Genomic DNA, 14,458 nt, shown 5'->3' with positions numbered 1-14,458 from the left:
TGCCCGATGGCCTGTCTCCCCCGACAAAGCCTAGCGCCCTGCCGCCAGGCGCAAGAGACACAGAATTGTTTTCATTGGCCGCTACCTTGGATTAATTGTGCGCAGGCTAGGTCAAGGATTCGTCCATGCAGCGATTCGAGAATGCCCGCGAGGCGGCACTGGCGCTTCGCCCGGACGATCCGGTCTACTGCTTCCGCCCGCAGGTGCTGAAGGCCGATGCCTTGCAGTTCATGGGCATGTTCCCCGGCAAGACGGCCTATGCGGTCAAGACCAATGGCGAGCAGATCGTGCTGAAGACGCTGGTCGAGGCCGGCGTCTCCGCCTTCGACGTGGCCTCGCCCGGCGAGTTCGCCGCCGTGCGCGCGGTCTCGGCCGATGCCGAGATGCTCTACATGCATCCCGTCAAGGCGCAGTCGGACATCAAGCTGGCGCTGGAGAAATACGGCATCCGCGTCATTGCGCTCGACCACGAAGACGAGATCACCAAACTGACGCGGGTGGTCAGGGCACTCGACATTGACCCGGGCGCCATCAGCGTGTTCGTTCGAGTGCAGACCAAGGGCCATGCGGCTTACGAGCTGTCGAAGAAGTTCGGCGCCGGGCCGGCCTATGCGGTCGAGCTCGCCGAGCGGCTGAACCGTACCGGCTACAAGGTCGGCCTGTGCTTCCATGTCGGCAGCCAGATCGAGGACCCCGACACCTACGAAAGGGCATTGGCTTCCGCCGATTGGGTGCGCAACCGGCTGACCTTCGACCTGGCCGGTCTCGATGTCGGCGGCGGTTTTCCGGCCGAATACGGGCATGATCCCAACCGCAAGCAAGTCGCGATGCCGTCGCTCGGCCAGATCATGTCGCGGCTTTCTGGAGACCTCAAGGAATACCAGTTCGACCAGATGCCGCTGGTGGCCGAGCCCGGCCGGGTGATCGTGGCGCGCTGCCTGTCGCTGATCGTGCGGGTGCTTTTGCGCAAGGGCAAGCGGCTCTACATCAATGACGGCATCTGGGCGTCGCTGTCGGATTCATGGACCGGCAAGATCACGCTGCCGGCGCGCTTCATTCCCGATCCGGCGATCCGCACGCGCAATGGCGACGAGAAAACCATCGTGCCGTTCAAGGTCTGCGGCGCGACCTGCGATTCCGTCGACATATTGTCGCGGCCGTTCTGGCTGCCGGAAACCGTCGACACCGGCGACTGGATCGAGATCGGCCATATCGGCGCCTATTCGCTGTCGCTGAGAACCCGTTTCAACGGCTTCTATCCCGACACTTTCGTCGAGGTGGCGACGTCCTTCGACGAAGGCGACGCGCCGGTGGGATTGGCGAGTCTGGAGACGATGGCGGATTAAGTAGGGAGTAGGGAGTAGGGAGTAGGGAGTAGGGAAATGGCCTCCGTCACTACTTACTACTTACTACCTACTACTTACTACTCACAGCTTCGCTAAAAGCTCCGGCGTCGGCCAGCCGTCCACGGGCAATCCCAACCGCGTCTGCTCCTTGCGGATCGCTTCGCGGGTGTTGGTGCCCAGGATCCCGTCGACCGTGCCAACATCATAGCCCTTGGCCTCCAGTTTGGTCTGCAAAGCCTTCATCTGCTCGTTGTTGAGGCCTGGTTCAGGATTGCGCGGGTCGATCGGTGGCGCGCCGGCAAGCCGCGCGGCAAGATTGGCCGCGGTCAGCGCGTAGGTGAAGGACTGGTTCCATTCGAGATAGACGTCGAAATTTTCGTAAGTGAGGAAGGCCGGCCCCTTGCGGCCCATGGGCAGCGCCAGCCCGGCCTTCAGGCCCTTGTCGACCAGCGGCGAGCCGTCGGGATTGGTAACACCCCACTGCGTCCACTGTGTCAGCGGCAATTTGTTTGTGCGCCCGGTCTGTTCCCATGGCATCTCGTCGGGCACGCGCACTTCCTGGATCCAGGGCTCGTCGCGTTTCCAGCCGCGCGACAGCACCTTGTTGGCCGTCGTCATGATCACGTCCGGCACGCTGCCCCGCAGGTCGATCTTGCCGTCGCCGTCGCCGTCGACGCCACGCGCAAGATAATCCGAAGGCAGGATCTGCGTCTGGCCGATCTCTCCAGCCCAGGCGCCGTTGACGTCGGCCGGCAGCACGCCATGGTCGATCAATTCCAGCAGTGGCACCAACTGCTGCCGGAACAGCTGCGGGCGGCGGCAGTCATGGGAAAGCGTCACCAGCGCGCTGAGCGTATGGAAATCGCCCTGCACGGCGCCGAAATCGGTCTCCAGCGCCCAGAAGGCGGTGATGACCGGCGCCTGGACGCCGAACTGCTGGTCGGCGCGGGCGAAGATATCGGCATATTTCTTCATGTTCGCCGCGCCCTGCTTCAGCCGGTAGGCCGAGATCATCCGGTTGGAGAATTCGATGAAGGTCTGGGTGAAGACGCCCTGCGCACGGTCGCGCGCCAGGGCCCTCTCGTCGAAGCTGGCATCCTCGAGCGCTTCGAGGCCGACAGGGCCGACACCCGCCGCCTTGGCTTCCGCAGCCACGCCCTGCTTCCAGGTTTCGAAGTCGCCGCCACATTCCTGCGCCATTGCCGGCAAGGCCGTGGCGCACAGGAACAGCACCGCGAGGGCTTGGGGACGCAGTCGCATAAACTTCCTTTCGACATTCAGGATTCCGGGCGGCCTGGCTGTCCATCTGGATGCGCGTCGCCCCGGAACACCGGCGGCTGCACTCTTGGCCGCCGGCCGTGTCGAAAGCAGGCGGCAGGCCCGGTGTCAACGGGTGTTCTGCAGCAACCCTTCCTCCGGGCGGCTTGGCACCCGTTGACACGGTGTCAACGGGTGTTCTGCCTCAACCATTTGTCCCAGGCGGCTTGGCTGCCGTTGAAGACGTTTATATCGGACTTGCCGATCATGCCGGGAACGATGCCGGTTCCCGTATACTGCCAGAAGGTGAAGGGGTGGCTGCCATATTTCTGACGCGGGTGGCCGGCGACGGAGCGTAGCCAGTAGGGATAACCGCGGAAGGTCGACAGCTCGTTGTCTTCAAAGAAGTCTACCGACGTGTAGATGATCGGCTTCTTGCCGTAATGCCGCTCGACGATTTCGAGGAAGGTGGTCATCTCCGCGCGCACGGTGGCCGGGTCGGGGCGCAGCCTGCAGGTCGGCGATTTCGGGTTCCATTCCATGTCCAGCACCGGCGGCATGGCCGAACGGTCGACGGGGACGTTGCGGATGAACCAGCGCGCCTGTACCGCCGCCGGAGTGCAGAAATAGAAGAAATGATAGGCGGCACGAGGAACGCCGGCGGCTTTGGTGCGCGCCCAATGCTCGTTGAAATAATCATCGAAACGGTCGCCGCCCTCCGTCGCCTTGATGAAAGCGAAGGAAATACCGCTGGCCTTGGCGGTCGGCCAGTCGACCGAGGTCTGGTATTTTGAGACGTCGGTGCCGTGAACTGCGTAATTCCAGGGCGCGCCGCTGTCCCATTCATGCGGCTTGGAATCGGCGAAGCGGGGCGCGCGCACCGCAACCGAAGGGGTGCTGGATGGCGACAGTGGCGACAGATCCTCCACGGTCGAGCATGCGCCGAGCAGCGTCAGCATGAAAAGGGCCGCAAGACGGCGCATCGCAACTCCCGAGCCGGTTGCAGCCGGTCGCTGATGGGTCTGTGCACTGATGGCCGGCGCTTGGTCTGGCCCCCGCCGGACGATCGCCCCACAGCATCGCCCGGTATATCGCCAAAACGCGAATTTTTTCGGCGCGCTTTGATTTTGTTTCCTGCCGTGATCCCAAAAACGCGGCGCGCTGTTGGGCGACATGCACCTGTGATCGCCGATCATGGTTGATATCTGGTTGACGACGCTCGACAAGGCCCATGATTTTGCGGAAGCAATGGCGGCAAATCGATGACATGGATCGAGCCTGGATTCGGGGGCGGGAAAGATGCGGATCATTGCCAAGATCGTCAAACGGCTGCTCGGCCTGGTGGTGCTGGCGGTCGTGGCGCTGTTTGGGTGGCTTTATTTCGCGCCGCCCGAACTGATCCGGGTCGGCTCGGGCTATTCGGCAAAGATCGTCTGCTCGAACGTTTTCGTCGCCGGGCGCGATGCCAACGAGGTGCTTGCCGTCGATGTGCAGGCGCCCGGTCATCCCTTGCTCAAGCTGATGCGGGTCTCGGTCGACAAGAACCGGGGCACAGTCTCCGCCGGCCTGCTTGGCTTCCTCGGCAAGAGCATCGCGGTTTTCCGCGACGGGCTGGGCTGCGCCTCGGTCCCGGATGGCGATGTCGGCAAGGCGCGGCGCACGGCGATCCATGTCGAACCCTCGGCGACAAGACAGGACGCGCTGTGGCCGGAAGGCGAGCGGGTCGAAGCCTCGCAGAACCCGGAGGTGGTGAAGATCGTCGACGATGCCGCCATGACCGGCGCCGGCATGCGCGCCGTGGTGGTGGTCAAGAACGGCCGCGTCGTGGCGGAACGCTATGGCGAGGGCTTTTCCGCCCGGACGCCGTTGCTCGGCTGGTCAATGACCAAGACGGTCAATGCCGCCATGGTCGGCACGCTGGTCAAGAACGGCAAGATGGCGATGACCAACCAGGGCCTTTTCGCGCCGTGGAAGGCCGATGGCCGCGCCGCGATCAGCCTTGCCGACATGATGGCGATGTCGAGCGGGCTGGAATTCAACGAAGACTATGGCGACGTCGCCGACGTGACGCGCATGCTCTATCTCGAACCCGACATGGCGGGCTTTGCCGAAGCCAAGCCGCTCACGGGCGAGGTGGGCAAGGTGTTCTCCTATTCGAGCGGAACGGCGGTGATGCTGTCGCGGCTCTGGCAGGATGCGGTCGGCGACAAGGCCAAGGCGTTGACGTGGCCGCGCACCGCGCTGTTCGAGCCGCTGGGCATGCACAGCGCCGTGCTCGAGACCGACGAACAGGGCACGTTCGTCGGCTCATCCTATCTCTACGCCACCGCCCATGACTGGGCCCGCTTCGGCCAGTTCCTGCTGCAGGGCGGGGTCTGGAACGGCAACCAGATACTGCCGGCCGGTTTCGTCGACTGGATGCGCGAACCTGCGTCGGCCTCGAAAGTCTACAGCAAGGGGCAATTGTGGATCGAGGCGCCGGGCGACGAGGAAAACCCCGGTGCCGGCGTGGCGGCGGGCCTGCCCAAGGACACCTATTGGATGGAGGGGCATGATGGGCAGACCGTCGCCATCATTCCATCCGAGCAATTAGTGGTGGTGCGGCTCGGCCTGACGCCGGCCAAGCTGGGCTACAGGCCGCAGACCATGGTCGGGGCATTGGTGAAGGCGCTGCCCTAGCCAATCAGCTGCTCGGCCGGACCACCGCCAGCCAGGCGTAGCCGCGATAAAGTGTGCGGAAACGGAAGGTTGCGCCGATTTTTCGCGATTCCGATTCCAGCACCTCGCGCAACATTTCACGGGGCGTGACGTGGAATTTTCTGAGCCAGCCGCGAAGCAGGGTCCGAAACCAGTCCGGCAGGCCTTCCTGCTGGCCGAAGTCGACGATGTGCAGGGAACCGCCCGGAGCGAGCGTTGCCAGCGCGGCGGAGACCGTCTTTTCCCAGCCTGGGATCATCGACAATGAATAGGAGACGAAGACACGGTCGAAGCTGTCGCGGCCGAACAGCGCCTTTACGTCGAACTCCGTGGCGTCGCCCCTTGCCAGCATGACGCGATCGGACAGGCCTTCGCGGGCAATCGCGGTGCCCGCGGTCTCCAGCATCTCTGCCGAAATGTCGAGGCCATAGAAGCGCGCGCCGGGAAAGCTGCGGGCGGCGAGGATGATGTTTCGCCCGGTGCCGCAGCCGAGCTCCAGCACCGTGCCGCCCGGCGGAACGTCCAGCCCTGATATCAGCCGGTCGCGGCCGAGCAGATAATATTTGCGGGTCAGGTCGTAGATGTGACGCTGCCAGCGGTAGACACCGTCCATCAGTTCGGCGTGATTGGCCGGCAGCTCGGTAGTGCTCATGAGGCGCGCTTCACGTACAGATGAAAGCCGCCATAGATTGCCGAGCGGTCGCGGGTGGAGAATTCGCGCGAGGCATCGCTCTCGTAGCTCCACTGGTCGAGCAGGGAAGCGGAGACGCGGCCCGGCAGCAGACTTGGCTCGGCCGCAGTGCGGAAGATGACACGCGCGCCGGCGGAGGCGGTGCGGGTGATTTCCGACCACAGCGCATTGAGCTGGTCGTCGGTCATCCAGTCCTGCGCGTCGAGCAGGATGAAACGGTCGACGGAACCCGCGTCCTTGCCTGCCAGGAATTCGATCAGATTGGCATGATGAATGGCGACGCGGTCTACATTGCCGCGAATGGCCTCATAGTTCTGCCTTTCAAGATAGGCGGGCAGGGCGGCTTCGCCGGGTTGGGGGTAGCGCCTGGCAAAGGCTTGCCAAGCGAAATAGTTGTTTTTCAATGGAAAATCGCAGGCGAGCTTTTCCAGCCGGGCTTTCAGCACACTGGCCATGGTGCCGTCGCCGGACGTGATGAGAGAATCATATTGCGCCGGCGGGATGCCGAGGCCGAACAGCGAGGCCTTGCGCGAGGTCGCCCATTTCAAAAGCGGCTTTTCGAACACCGGGGCCAGCTCCTGGTGGAAGAAGCGGCGCTGCTCACCAATGTTCCTGGCCTGCATGATGCCGGCGGGGTCGACGCCGAAGAATTTAGCCGTGCGGTGGCCCATGGCGATGAACAGGCCAAGCAGGCCGGTCTGGTAGAAATTGCGGTCGAAGACGGCGATGCGCCTGATGCCGCGCCAGTTGCGGCGCTCCCAATAGTGGCGGCTGACCGGATCGAGATGCGGCGCGATGAAGCGGTCGTAAGCCTGAGAATTGTGGTCGTTGCCGGCGGCACCGAAGAAGCGAAACAGGTCGCCCTGCGAAGGCAGGTGGCGCACCGCCTCCAGCTTCATGCGGTTCAGGGCTATGTGAGCGGCATTGAGATCGACGGCGTCGATCCTGGCCGGCGACCGGGTGAGATAGGCCAGGATATTGCAACCGCCGGAGGCAATGGTGACGACGCGGTGGCCTTCGCCAAGCTGCATTGCGTCCATGTCGACATCGGGATCTTCCCAGATCTGCGGATAGACCAGGCCCGAAAACAGGAAGGCGAACAGCCGTTCGGAAATTCCTGCCTTCGACAGGGGGCGGTTCTGGTAGACGGCTTTTCCAACTTCCTTGCCACGGCGAAAGATCAGATCTGCGGAAACGTCCGTCATGGCAAGGTGATTCCCCATTTGCTTTGCCGCAAGCGGGTAACGCCCGGCTATGACAGGTGGATGACAGCGATCCGCACAGGGGAGCGCAAAGCTGTTTCACCCCCGGGGAGGCGCAAGGGGAGGATGCGAGCGATGTTACATGCGGAAACGCATCGTTACGAAACCCATGGCTGAGTGATGCATTTCCTTCTCGACCGTTCACTGCAACGTGAGCGTGTGTTGAAGGAGAGATATCATGAAAAAACTCATTCTTGCGTCGGTGTCCGCGCTTGCGCTGCTCGGCGTCGCTGCATGCAGCGACAGCGGCACGGGGACGGATAACACCACCACCCAGAGCACCAATCCGCCGGCCGAGCAGCCAATGAAACCTGCGGCGCCCGCGGATAATTCGACCAAGCCTGCCGAGCCGGCTCCGGCAACGCCCGCTCCTGCGCCCGCGCAGTAGTCCATAGTACCTGTGTTCTGGTGAGGGCCGACGTCTTGTCGGCCTTTCGCCAGGCGGGTAGCGGTTCCGATACGAGATCGATTGCCGCCGGAGGTATGATGCAGGCCGTTATTGGCTTGATAGCGGGGACCGGTTGGCTCTAAGAAGCGGCCATGTCGATTTGGGACCGCCTCGGCGACTTCATCACGCGGATTTCGTCTTCAGCCTCGTCGGGCGTTGCCGACGTGGTCGAAGCCGTGCGCACCGTTTTTTCCGGCGATGCGGATTTGCGTCGTCGCGTCGCATTCTCGGTGGCGATGATTGCGCTCTCGGCCAAGATGGCCAAGGCCGACGGGGTCGTCACCCAGGATGAGATACGCGCCTTCCAGGAAATATTCGAGGTGCCGCCAAAGGAGACGCGCAACGTGGCGCGGCTCTATGATCTGGCCAAACGTGACGTTGCCGGCTTCGAGACCTATGCCGAGCGCATGGCGCAGCTTTGTGGCTCCGGCCATTCGAACTGCATGATGCTGGAGGATATACTCGACGGCCTGTTCCATATCGCCAAGGCCGACGGACTGATCCATGAGCGTGAAGGCCAGTTCCTGCACCGCATCGCCGAAATCTTCCGCATAGACGAGGTGCATTACGAGGCGATCCTCTCCAGGCACGTCAACCTTGGTGCGGCCGACCCCTATGTCGTGCTCGGCATCGAGCGCGGCAAGCCTTTCGAGGAGGTCAGGAAACGTTACCGCAAGCTGGTTTCCGACAATCATCCCGACCGGCTGATCGCGCGCGGCCTGCCGCAGGAATTCATCAAGATCGCGACGACGAGGCTCGCGGCGATCAACACCGCCTACGAGATGATCGAGCGGGGCCTGCGGCACGCATGAGCGGCTTCCTGCCCGACGAGCCGAGCGCCGAGGTCAGGGTATCGCCGAATTTCGGGCCACGGCGCGAGACGCTGAAGCCCGAGATGATCGTGCTGCACTATACCGGCATGCCGACAGGCGCCGGGGCCGAGGCGTGGCTGTGCGACCCGGCCAGCGAAGTCTCCTCGCACTATCTGGTGCATGAGAACGGCCATATCGTGCAGATGGTCCGGGAAAGCGACCGCGCCTGGCATGCTGGGAAGAGTTCGTGGTTCGGACGCACCGACATCAACTCCTGTTCCGTCGGCATCGAGATCGTCAACCCGGGGCATTCATTGGGTTATCCCGGTTTTCCCAAGCGACAGATCGATGCGGTGATCGGCTTGTGTGCCGGAATTGCCAACCGGCATGCGATTGCCCCCCAGCGGGTGCTGGCGCACTCCGACGTGGCGCCGGGGCGCAAGATCGATCCGGGCGAGAAGTTTCCCTGGCGGGCCCTGTTCGAGGCCGGCGTCGGCCACTTGGTGGCGGCGGCACCGATCAGGCGCGGCGCCGTGCTGAAGACCGGCGACGCTGGCGCCGATGTCGAGGCGCTGCAATCGATGCTGGCGCTCTACGGCTATGGAGTCGAAATAACGGGTGTTTTCGACCAGCAGACGCGGGTCGTGGTCGAGGCTTTCCAGCGTCATTTCCGGCCACGCCGGATCGATGGAGTGGCGGACGGATCGACGATGCGCACGCTTCAACGGCTGCTCGCTTCCCACCCAACTTGACCCTGGGTCAGGATGCCGTCCAAGTAATGCTTTTCCGACATTAAGTTACAAACTGTCACTTAAAGTGACTTGCCCCGCCTTCATTGCGCGCAATTCGGGCTTCAAAGGGCGATCCGTACAGCTTGTCGGATGTCTAACCCCCCGGATGATCCGACATTAATCAAGCAATGCCGCGCGGAAATCTTCGCGCGTTCAGACAGAACAGGATCACATGCAGAAATTGACCGTTGTAACGGCAGCTCTTGCTGCCGGCGTAATGACTTTTGCCTTCGGGGCGGCGAGCGCCGCGCCGCTGAGCCCACGGGCCGATCAGGGGCTCGTCGCAGCGACCGCCAAGGGCAAGGCCATTTCGGCCAAAAGCAGCAAGGATGTGAGGGCGGCGAAGCGGTCTTCCGCGAAAGTGGAGAAGGCGAGCTGGACCAAGGCCAAGAAGCCGAGCACAAAACAGAAGACCAGGCGAGGCCGCAAGGCCGTTGATAAAACGACGACGGCATCGATCGGGATCAAGGACGCAGTGGCCTCGACGGCAGCGGTGGCCAGTGGCGATCAGTATTCGGCCATCGTGGCGCGTTACGCCGCAAGCTATGGCGTGCCGGCGTCGCTCGCTCACGCCGTGATCAAGATCGAGAGCAACTATCGGCCGAACCTCGTCGGCGGCGCCGGCGAAATCGGCTTGATGCAGATCAAGCCGGCGACGGCGCGGATGATGGGCTATAGCGGCTCGGCCAATGGGCTCTTCAATCCGGACACCAACATCAAATACGGCATGAAGTATCTTGCCATGGCGCGGGATCTCGGCGGCGGCACGACGTGCGGCACGATCCTGAAATACAATGCCGGCCACGGCGCCACCCGAATGAACCCGGTCTCGGCCGCCTATTGCAGCAAGGTCAAGGTGCAACTGGCGGCTGTCGGGTCGCCGGCGTGACAAGAACCGGTCGTAACCGGCTTTTTTGGTTGCGTTTTGTGGCGTGAACCCCTTTATACGCCTGGCCAGCTGGCCGGGCGGCCGCACCAGCAAAAGCCGAAAGGCCGCGGGTGAGGAAAGTCCGGGCTCCATGGAGACACGGTGCCGGCTAATGGCCGGCGGGGGCGACCCCAGGGAAAGTGCCACAGAAAGCAAACCGCCACGACTTGGCTTTGCCGGGTCGGGGCAAGGGTGAAAGGGTGGAGTAAGAGCCCACCGCGCGACTGGCAACAGGAGCGGCACGGTAAACCCCACCGGGAGCAAGACCGAATAGGGGCGGTGCGAGGGGAAACCCTCGAGGGCTGTTTCCGGCTCACCGTCCGGGTAGGTTGCGTGAGGCGCATGGCAATATGCGCCCAAGATGAATGGCCGCCACGTTCTCGCGCCGCAAGGGGCGAGGGCCATACAGAACCCGGCTTACAGGCCAGCTGGCAGTTTTTCTCCGCGATATCGAAAAGAGGCCTTTGCGATCAGCAGGTTGCGCCCTGGGGCGCGCCTGTTGATTCAACGGCTTTTTTGTCGCCTGCCAATCTGCATCCACGGCCGCAGGGGACTTTCTTGAATTCGGTACGATTAAATCGTACCATGCTTCAGCAAGTGGACGAGGAGCGGTCATGGGACAGGTCGATAAACGCAGCATCACCCTCTCGCCGGAACTGGCGGCGGCGGTCGACGATGTGGTCGCCGCTGGTGAATACGCTTCGGCTAGCGAGGTAATCCGCGATGCACTCCGGCAATGGAAGGATCGGCGCGACCTCTTCGGCTATACGGTCGAGGAGTTGCGGAGGCTAGTTCAGGAAGGGATCGACAGCGGGCCGGGACGATTTGAATCGATGGAGGAAATTAAGGCCGAAGCGCGGAGACGCTTGCGATCTGACGGCGCCGCATGAATTTGCTCTCTATCGTCCGGAACGCGCGCGCTGAAGACGATCTGATCACGATTTGGCTGCATATTGCGCGCGACAACGAGGCTGCAGCCGACCGGCTGCTCGACCGCATCGAGGCACGGTGGCAGCAAGTGGCTACCTATCCTTTCTCAGGCGCGCCACGAGACGATATCGCACCGGGTGTTCGCCATCTAATGGTCGGCAATTATCTCACTCTGTATCGAGTTAGGGACGATGTGATCGAAATCCTTCGCGTGCTGCACGGCCATCGCAATGTCGAAGCCAATGACCTCGGTTCGTAATCGTCCGGTCAGCCGGCGATCCTGTCCAGCGACGCCTCTATCGCCTTCCAGAGCTCTTCCACCGGCTCACAGCCTACAGAAAGGCGAACGAAGCCGGGCGATACCGCATCGCCTCGTTTCGAACGCCGCTCGGCGGAGGTGTGGACGCCGCCGAAGGATGTCGCGGCCTGCATCAATTCGCAGTTGTTGATGAAATCCTCGGCCTTCTGCTCCGAAGCGAGTTCGAAGGAAACAAGGAAGCCGAAGCGTTCCATCTGGGCACGGGCAAGATTGTGCGAAGGATCGCCTTCCAGGCCGGGATAGCGCAGGCCCGTGATCGCCGGGTGACCTTGCAGGCGCCGCGCGATCACTTCCGCCGAGGAGCACATGCGGTCGAAGCGCACGTCGAGCGTTTCGAGGCCACGATGCACAAGCCACGCTTCGAACGGCCCTGGAATGCCGCCGGACGTTTCGCGCCAATCCGTCACCGCGGCGATGATGTCGGCGTTGCGGCTCGCGACATGGCCGAACAGCACGTCGGAGTGGCCGTTGGGCGCCTTAGTGTCCGCGGCGATGACAATATCCGCGCCATGGTCGAGCGGGCGCTGGCCGAAAGGCGTCATGGTCGTATTATCAACGACAAGCAGTGCGCCCGCTTTGTGTGCGGCCGCGGCCACCGCCGCGATATCGCATATGTCCAGCCCCGGATTAGCGGGCGTCTCTACGAAAGCGAGACGATAGCCTTCGAAACCGCCATCGAGGAAGGTCGAGGTTGGCCTCACATCGTAGGCGATGCCGAGTGGTTTCAAGAAGCGTTCGGCCAGTGCCCTTGTCGTGTGATAGCCATCCGAAGGCAGAAGAATGCGGTCGCCGGTCTTGAGGACAGCGAAAAATGCCGCCGAAATCGCCGCCATTCCGGAAGGAAAGGCGACGCAGGGCGCGTCTTCCAGATGCGCCAGCATATGTTCTACCGCATCCCAGGTCGGATTGCTGAAACGGCCATACTGGTTGAAACCGGTGGCGTCGCCAGGCGCGTGAAAGATGGCAGCCATGGTGAGTGGCAGGGGGATGGAATCGCCGACGGCAAGTGCGTTGCGACGGAGGTGGGCAAGAGCCGCGGCGCGCGACCGTGCTGTTTCAGACATCGACATTCCAACCCTCTTGGTGACCCTGGACGTGTGGTGAGACGCTATGCCCGGCAACAGCTCGCGACAAGGCGCGTCCGGTTGGGCCAAGCGGCTCTAAACGCTTCGTTAGGCTTAATGATCCATAAAGACGAGACGTGTTTTCAAAGCCGCTTCCATCGGTCGCGACTGCATGTTGTGAAGCCTGTTCCCGTTGACGCCCATAACACCCCATGATATCCCATATCGATACCAAAGCCTTCGTTCCGCGTCAGAGTGAAGCGTACGCCAATCGGGCAGCCGCGGCGGCTGCGCGTTTGCCGGTTTTCGCCCCTGTCACGGAGGCGGGTTCAGGGCAGGGAACGCGTAGCGGTGGCGCGTGCAACACGACGAAGAGGGGTGCGGCGGCGCAAGCGGCCGTGACGTGTGATGGACCGGTTTCTGTCGAACACGGTGAGCAGGATCGATGCGAAGGGGCGGGTGTCCGTTCCTGCGCATTTTCGCGCCGTCGTTCAGAAACGCGGCTATTCGGATCTATACGCGCTGCGTTGCCTGGATCTGCCGGCCATGGATGTCGGCGGGCCCGACCTGCTCGACCGCTACGAGCAGCGCATCGCGCTCGAGGATCCGTTCCAGCAGACGGCGGACGACATGTCGTTCTTCTGCCATGGCGACGGAACATTCCTGAAGCTGGACCAGGATGGTCGCATCACGATCAGCGACTTCATCCGCGAACATGCCGGCCTTTCGGCGGAAGTAGCCTTTGTCGGGCGCGGCAATTTCTTTCAGATCTGGGAGCCGGGACGGCTTGCGGCCTACGGAGCGCAGGCGCGGGCCCGGCTTTTGCAGCTTCGGCAGGGGACGAAGCCTGGGGAGCGACCGGAATGACGGTGGGCCACGGCGATGATATCAACGCCGTTGGCGGACCGGCCCGCCACATTCCGGTCCTCCTTGCCGAAGTGTTGCAGGCGCTCTCGCCAGCGGAAGGGGACGTCATCGTCGACGGCACGTTCGGCGCCGGCGGCTACACCAAGGCCATCCTGGCGGCCGGCGCGTCCGTGGTTGCCATTGATCGCGATCCGGATGCCATAGCGGCTGGTCGCAATCTCGAAGCCCAATCAGGCGGCCGCCTGCGATTGGTGCAGGCGCCATTCTCGATGCTGGACCAGCATGTCGAAAGTGCCGACGGCGTCGTGCTCGACATCGGCGTTTCCTCGATGCAGCTCGACCAGGCGGAGCGCGGGTTTTCGTTCCGCGTCGATGGGCCTCTCGACATGCGCATGGCGCAGGCGGGCCTCAGCGCCGCAGATGTCGTCAACAACTTCAAGCCGGGCGATCTTGCCCGCATCTTCGGCTTCCTCGGGGAGGAGCGCCACGCCGGGCGCATCGCGCGCATGATCGAAGCGCGTCGCGAAAAGCGTCCGTTCGAGCGCACGCTGGAGCTTGCCGACGCCATCGAGACGCATATCGGCCGGGCGCCGAAGGACAAGATCCATCCCGCCACCCGCGTCTTTCAGGCGCTGCGCATCTTCGTCAATGACGAGCTCGGTGAGTTGGCCAAGGCGCTGTTCGCCGCCGAGCGGGCGCTGAAGCCGGGCGGACGACTTGCCGTGGTGACATTCCATTCGCTGGAGGACCGCATCGTCAAGCGCTTCATTGCCGATCGCTCCGACGCCGCGAGCGGCTCGCGCCACATGCCGGAGGCACGGGCACGCAGTGCCACCTTCAGCAAGTCCGGCGGCGGCGTGACGCCGGGTGAGGCCGAGACTGCGGCCAACCCGCGCGCCCGCTCGGCAAGGCTGCGCGCCGCCATCCGCACCGATGCGCCGGCGCGTGCCGGCGATTTTTCGATTTTCGGCCTTCCAAAACTTCCCGGCCCAAAACTTCCCGGCCCAAAACTTCCCGGCATCGAGCGGCCGGGGGAGAGGTAAGCA

The 14,458-nt window shown here is 63.1% G+C and carries 15 protein-coding genes and 1 other RNA gene; 11 read left to right on the top strand and 5 right to left on the bottom strand.

All coding sequences use genetic code 11. The annotated features are described in order from the left end of the window. The first annotated feature begins 125 nt into the window (after positions 1–125). Entirely contained in the window at positions 126–1,346 is a 1,221-nt protein-coding gene (locus tag FJ942_RS16545; RefSeq protein ID WP_140516626.1) for an alanine racemase, read from the top strand. A gap of 81 nt (positions 1,347–1,427) precedes the next feature. Here the strand turns inward: FJ942_RS16545 and FJ942_RS16540 are convergent, their stop codons facing one another. Further along, on the bottom strand, positions 1,428–2,606 hold the full coding sequence (locus FJ942_RS16540; RefSeq protein WP_140516624.1) for a lytic murein transglycosylase: 1,179 nt from the start codon (positions 2,604–2,606) through the stop codon (positions 1,428–1,430). A 185-nt stretch (positions 2,607–2,791) separates the two neighbouring features. Continuing rightward, positions 2,792–3,586: a GH25 family lysozyme gene (locus FJ942_RS16535; protein WP_140516622.1), complete on the bottom strand. Its 795-nt coding sequence runs from the start codon at positions 3,584–3,586 to the stop codon at positions 2,792–2,794. Between the two features lie 316 nt (positions 3,587–3,902). On the opposite strand from FJ942_RS16535, the gene FJ942_RS16530 reads away from it, so the two are divergent. Next, positions 3,903–5,282 (top strand): serine hydrolase, encoded by a 1,380-nt coding sequence (locus tag FJ942_RS16530; protein WP_140898243.1) that lies wholly within the window; start codon positions 3,903–3,905, stop codon positions 5,280–5,282. Positions 5,283–5,286: 4 nt separating this feature from the next. Here the strand turns inward: FJ942_RS16530 and FJ942_RS16525 are convergent, their stop codons facing one another. Together FJ942_RS16525 and FJ942_RS16520 are read right to left on the bottom strand one after the other, a co-directional pair. Beyond that, the gene (locus FJ942_RS16525) at positions 5,287–5,952 is read right to left on the bottom strand and encodes a class I SAM-dependent methyltransferase (protein WP_140557525.1); all 666 of its coding nucleotides are present in this window, start codon (positions 5,950–5,952) and stop codon (positions 5,287–5,289) included. Next, entirely contained in the window at positions 5,949–7,196 is a 1,248-nt protein-coding gene (locus tag FJ942_RS16520; RefSeq protein ID WP_224518994.1) for a DUF3419 family protein, read from the bottom strand. Before FJ942_RS16520 ends, FJ942_RS16525 begins: the two co-directional genes overlap by 4 nt. A gap of 235 nt (positions 7,197–7,431) precedes the next feature. Between FJ942_RS16520 and FJ942_RS16515 the strand changes: the two genes are divergently transcribed. The 7 genes from FJ942_RS16515 (at position 7,432) to FJ942_RS16485 (ending at position 11,421) form a co-directional block, all read left to right on the top strand. Further along, positions 7,432–7,641: a hypothetical protein gene (locus FJ942_RS16515; protein ID WP_140495184.1), complete on the top strand. Its 210-nt coding sequence runs from the start codon at positions 7,432–7,434 to the stop codon at positions 7,639–7,641. A gap of 152 nt (positions 7,642–7,793) precedes the next feature. Then, positions 7,794–8,513, top strand: a complete 720-nt coding sequence (locus FJ942_RS16510; RefSeq protein WP_140648697.1) for a DnaJ family molecular chaperone — start codon at positions 7,794–7,796, stop codon at positions 8,511–8,513. Further along, a complete protein-coding gene (locus FJ942_RS16505; RefSeq protein ID WP_140672400.1) occupies positions 8,510–9,265 on the top strand; it encodes an N-acetylmuramoyl-L-alanine amidase in 756 nt (251 codons plus the stop codon). The genes FJ942_RS16510 and FJ942_RS16505 overlap by 4 nt, the downstream gene beginning before the upstream one ends. Before the next feature lie 211 nt (positions 9,266–9,476). Further along, a complete protein-coding gene (locus FJ942_RS16500) occupies positions 9,477–10,193 on the top strand; it encodes a transglycosylase SLT domain-containing protein (protein ID WP_140898241.1) in 717 nt (238 codons plus the stop codon). A 65-nt stretch (positions 10,194–10,258) separates the two neighbouring features. Beyond that, an RNA gene (gene rnpB, locus FJ942_RS16495) (RNase P RNA component class A) lies at positions 10,259–10,668 on the top strand. 178 nt (positions 10,669–10,846) lie between these two features. Next, positions 10,847–11,122, top strand: coding sequence for a type II toxin-antitoxin system ParD family antitoxin (locus FJ942_RS16490; protein ID WP_140516612.1), 276 nt, complete (start codon positions 10,847–10,849; stop codon positions 11,120–11,122). After that, on the top strand, positions 11,119–11,421 hold the full coding sequence (locus FJ942_RS16485) for a type II toxin-antitoxin system RelE/ParE family toxin (RefSeq protein ID WP_140675397.1): 303 nt from the start codon (positions 11,119–11,121) through the stop codon (positions 11,419–11,421). The genes FJ942_RS16490 and FJ942_RS16485 overlap by 4 nt, the downstream gene beginning before the upstream one ends. An 8-nt stretch (positions 11,422–11,429) precedes the next feature. On the opposite strand, the gene FJ942_RS16480 is transcribed toward FJ942_RS16485, so the two are convergent. Continuing rightward, the gene (locus tag FJ942_RS16480) at positions 11,430–12,545 is read right to left on the bottom strand and encodes a cystathionine gamma-lyase (protein ID WP_140623125.1); all 1,116 of its coding nucleotides are present in this window, start codon (positions 12,543–12,545) and stop codon (positions 11,430–11,432) included. 408 nt (positions 12,546–12,953) lie between these two features. On the opposite strand from FJ942_RS16480, the gene mraZ reads away from it, so the two are divergent. Together mraZ and rsmH are read left to right on the top strand one after the other, a co-directional pair. Beyond that, positions 12,954–13,412: a division/cell wall cluster transcriptional repressor MraZ gene (mraZ, locus tag FJ942_RS16475; RefSeq protein WP_140495198.1), complete on the top strand. Its 459-nt coding sequence runs from the start codon at positions 12,954–12,956 to the stop codon at positions 13,410–13,412. Beyond that, complete coding sequence (gene rsmH, locus FJ942_RS16470; RefSeq protein ID WP_140898239.1) at positions 13,409–14,455, top strand: 16S rRNA (cytosine(1402)-N(4))-methyltransferase RsmH; 1,047 nt, start codon at positions 13,409–13,411, stop codon at positions 14,453–14,455. Before mraZ ends, rsmH begins: the two co-directional genes overlap by 4 nt. The last annotated feature ends 3 nt before the right edge of the window (positions 14,456–14,458 follow it).

The sequence above is a fragment of the Mesorhizobium sp. B2-4-2 genome, from assembly GCF_006442845.1.
Taxonomy (GTDB): Bacteria; Pseudomonadota; Alphaproteobacteria; order Rhizobiales; family Rhizobiaceae; genus Mesorhizobium.
This window is presented reverse-complemented; position numbering and strand designations above follow the sequence as displayed.

Excerpts from the sequence above, each read along its gene's own strand:
- FJ942_RS16545 (WP_140516626.1), top strand. The coding sequence starts at position 126 with ATGCAGCGATTCGAGAATGCCCGCGAGGCGGCACTGGCGCTTCGCCCG.
- FJ942_RS16540 (WP_140516624.1), bottom strand. The coding sequence starts at position 2,606 with ATGCGACTGCGTCCCCAAGCCCTCGCGGTGCTGTTCCTGTGCGCCACG.
- FJ942_RS16535 (WP_140516622.1), bottom strand. The coding sequence starts at position 3,586 with ATGCGCCGTCTTGCGGCCCTTTTCATGCTGACGCTGCTCGGCGCATGC.
- FJ942_RS16530 (WP_140898243.1), top strand. The coding sequence starts at position 3,903 with ATGCGGATCATTGCCAAGATCGTCAAACGGCTGCTCGGCCTGGTGGTG.
- FJ942_RS16525 (WP_140557525.1), bottom strand. The coding sequence starts at position 5,952 with ATGAGCACTACCGAGCTGCCGGCCAATCACGCCGAACTGATGGACGGT.
- FJ942_RS16520 (WP_224518994.1), bottom strand. The coding sequence starts at position 7,196 with ATGACGGACGTTTCCGCAGATCTGATCTTTCGCCGTGGCAAGGAAGTT.
- FJ942_RS16515 (WP_140495184.1), top strand. The coding sequence starts at position 7,432 with ATGAAAAAACTCATTCTTGCGTCGGTGTCCGCGCTTGCGCTGCTCGGC.
- FJ942_RS16510 (WP_140648697.1), top strand. The coding sequence starts at position 7,794 with ATGTCGATTTGGGACCGCCTCGGCGACTTCATCACGCGGATTTCGTCT.
- FJ942_RS16505 (WP_140672400.1), top strand. The coding sequence starts at position 8,510 with ATGAGCGGCTTCCTGCCCGACGAGCCGAGCGCCGAGGTCAGGGTATCG.
- FJ942_RS16500 (WP_140898241.1), top strand. The coding sequence starts at position 9,477 with ATGCAGAAATTGACCGTTGTAACGGCAGCTCTTGCTGCCGGCGTAATG.
- FJ942_RS16490 (WP_140516612.1), top strand. The coding sequence starts at position 10,847 with ATGGGACAGGTCGATAAACGCAGCATCACCCTCTCGCCGGAACTGGCG.
- FJ942_RS16485 (WP_140675397.1), top strand. The coding sequence starts at position 11,119 with ATGAATTTGCTCTCTATCGTCCGGAACGCGCGCGCTGAAGACGATCTG.
- FJ942_RS16480 (WP_140623125.1), bottom strand. The coding sequence starts at position 12,545 with ATGTCTGAAACAGCACGGTCGCGCGCCGCGGCTCTTGCCCACCTCCGT.
- mraZ (WP_140495198.1), top strand. The coding sequence starts at position 12,954 with ATGGACCGGTTTCTGTCGAACACGGTGAGCAGGATCGATGCGAAGGGG.
- rsmH (WP_140898239.1), top strand. The coding sequence starts at position 13,409 with ATGACGGTGGGCCACGGCGATGATATCAACGCCGTTGGCGGACCGGCC.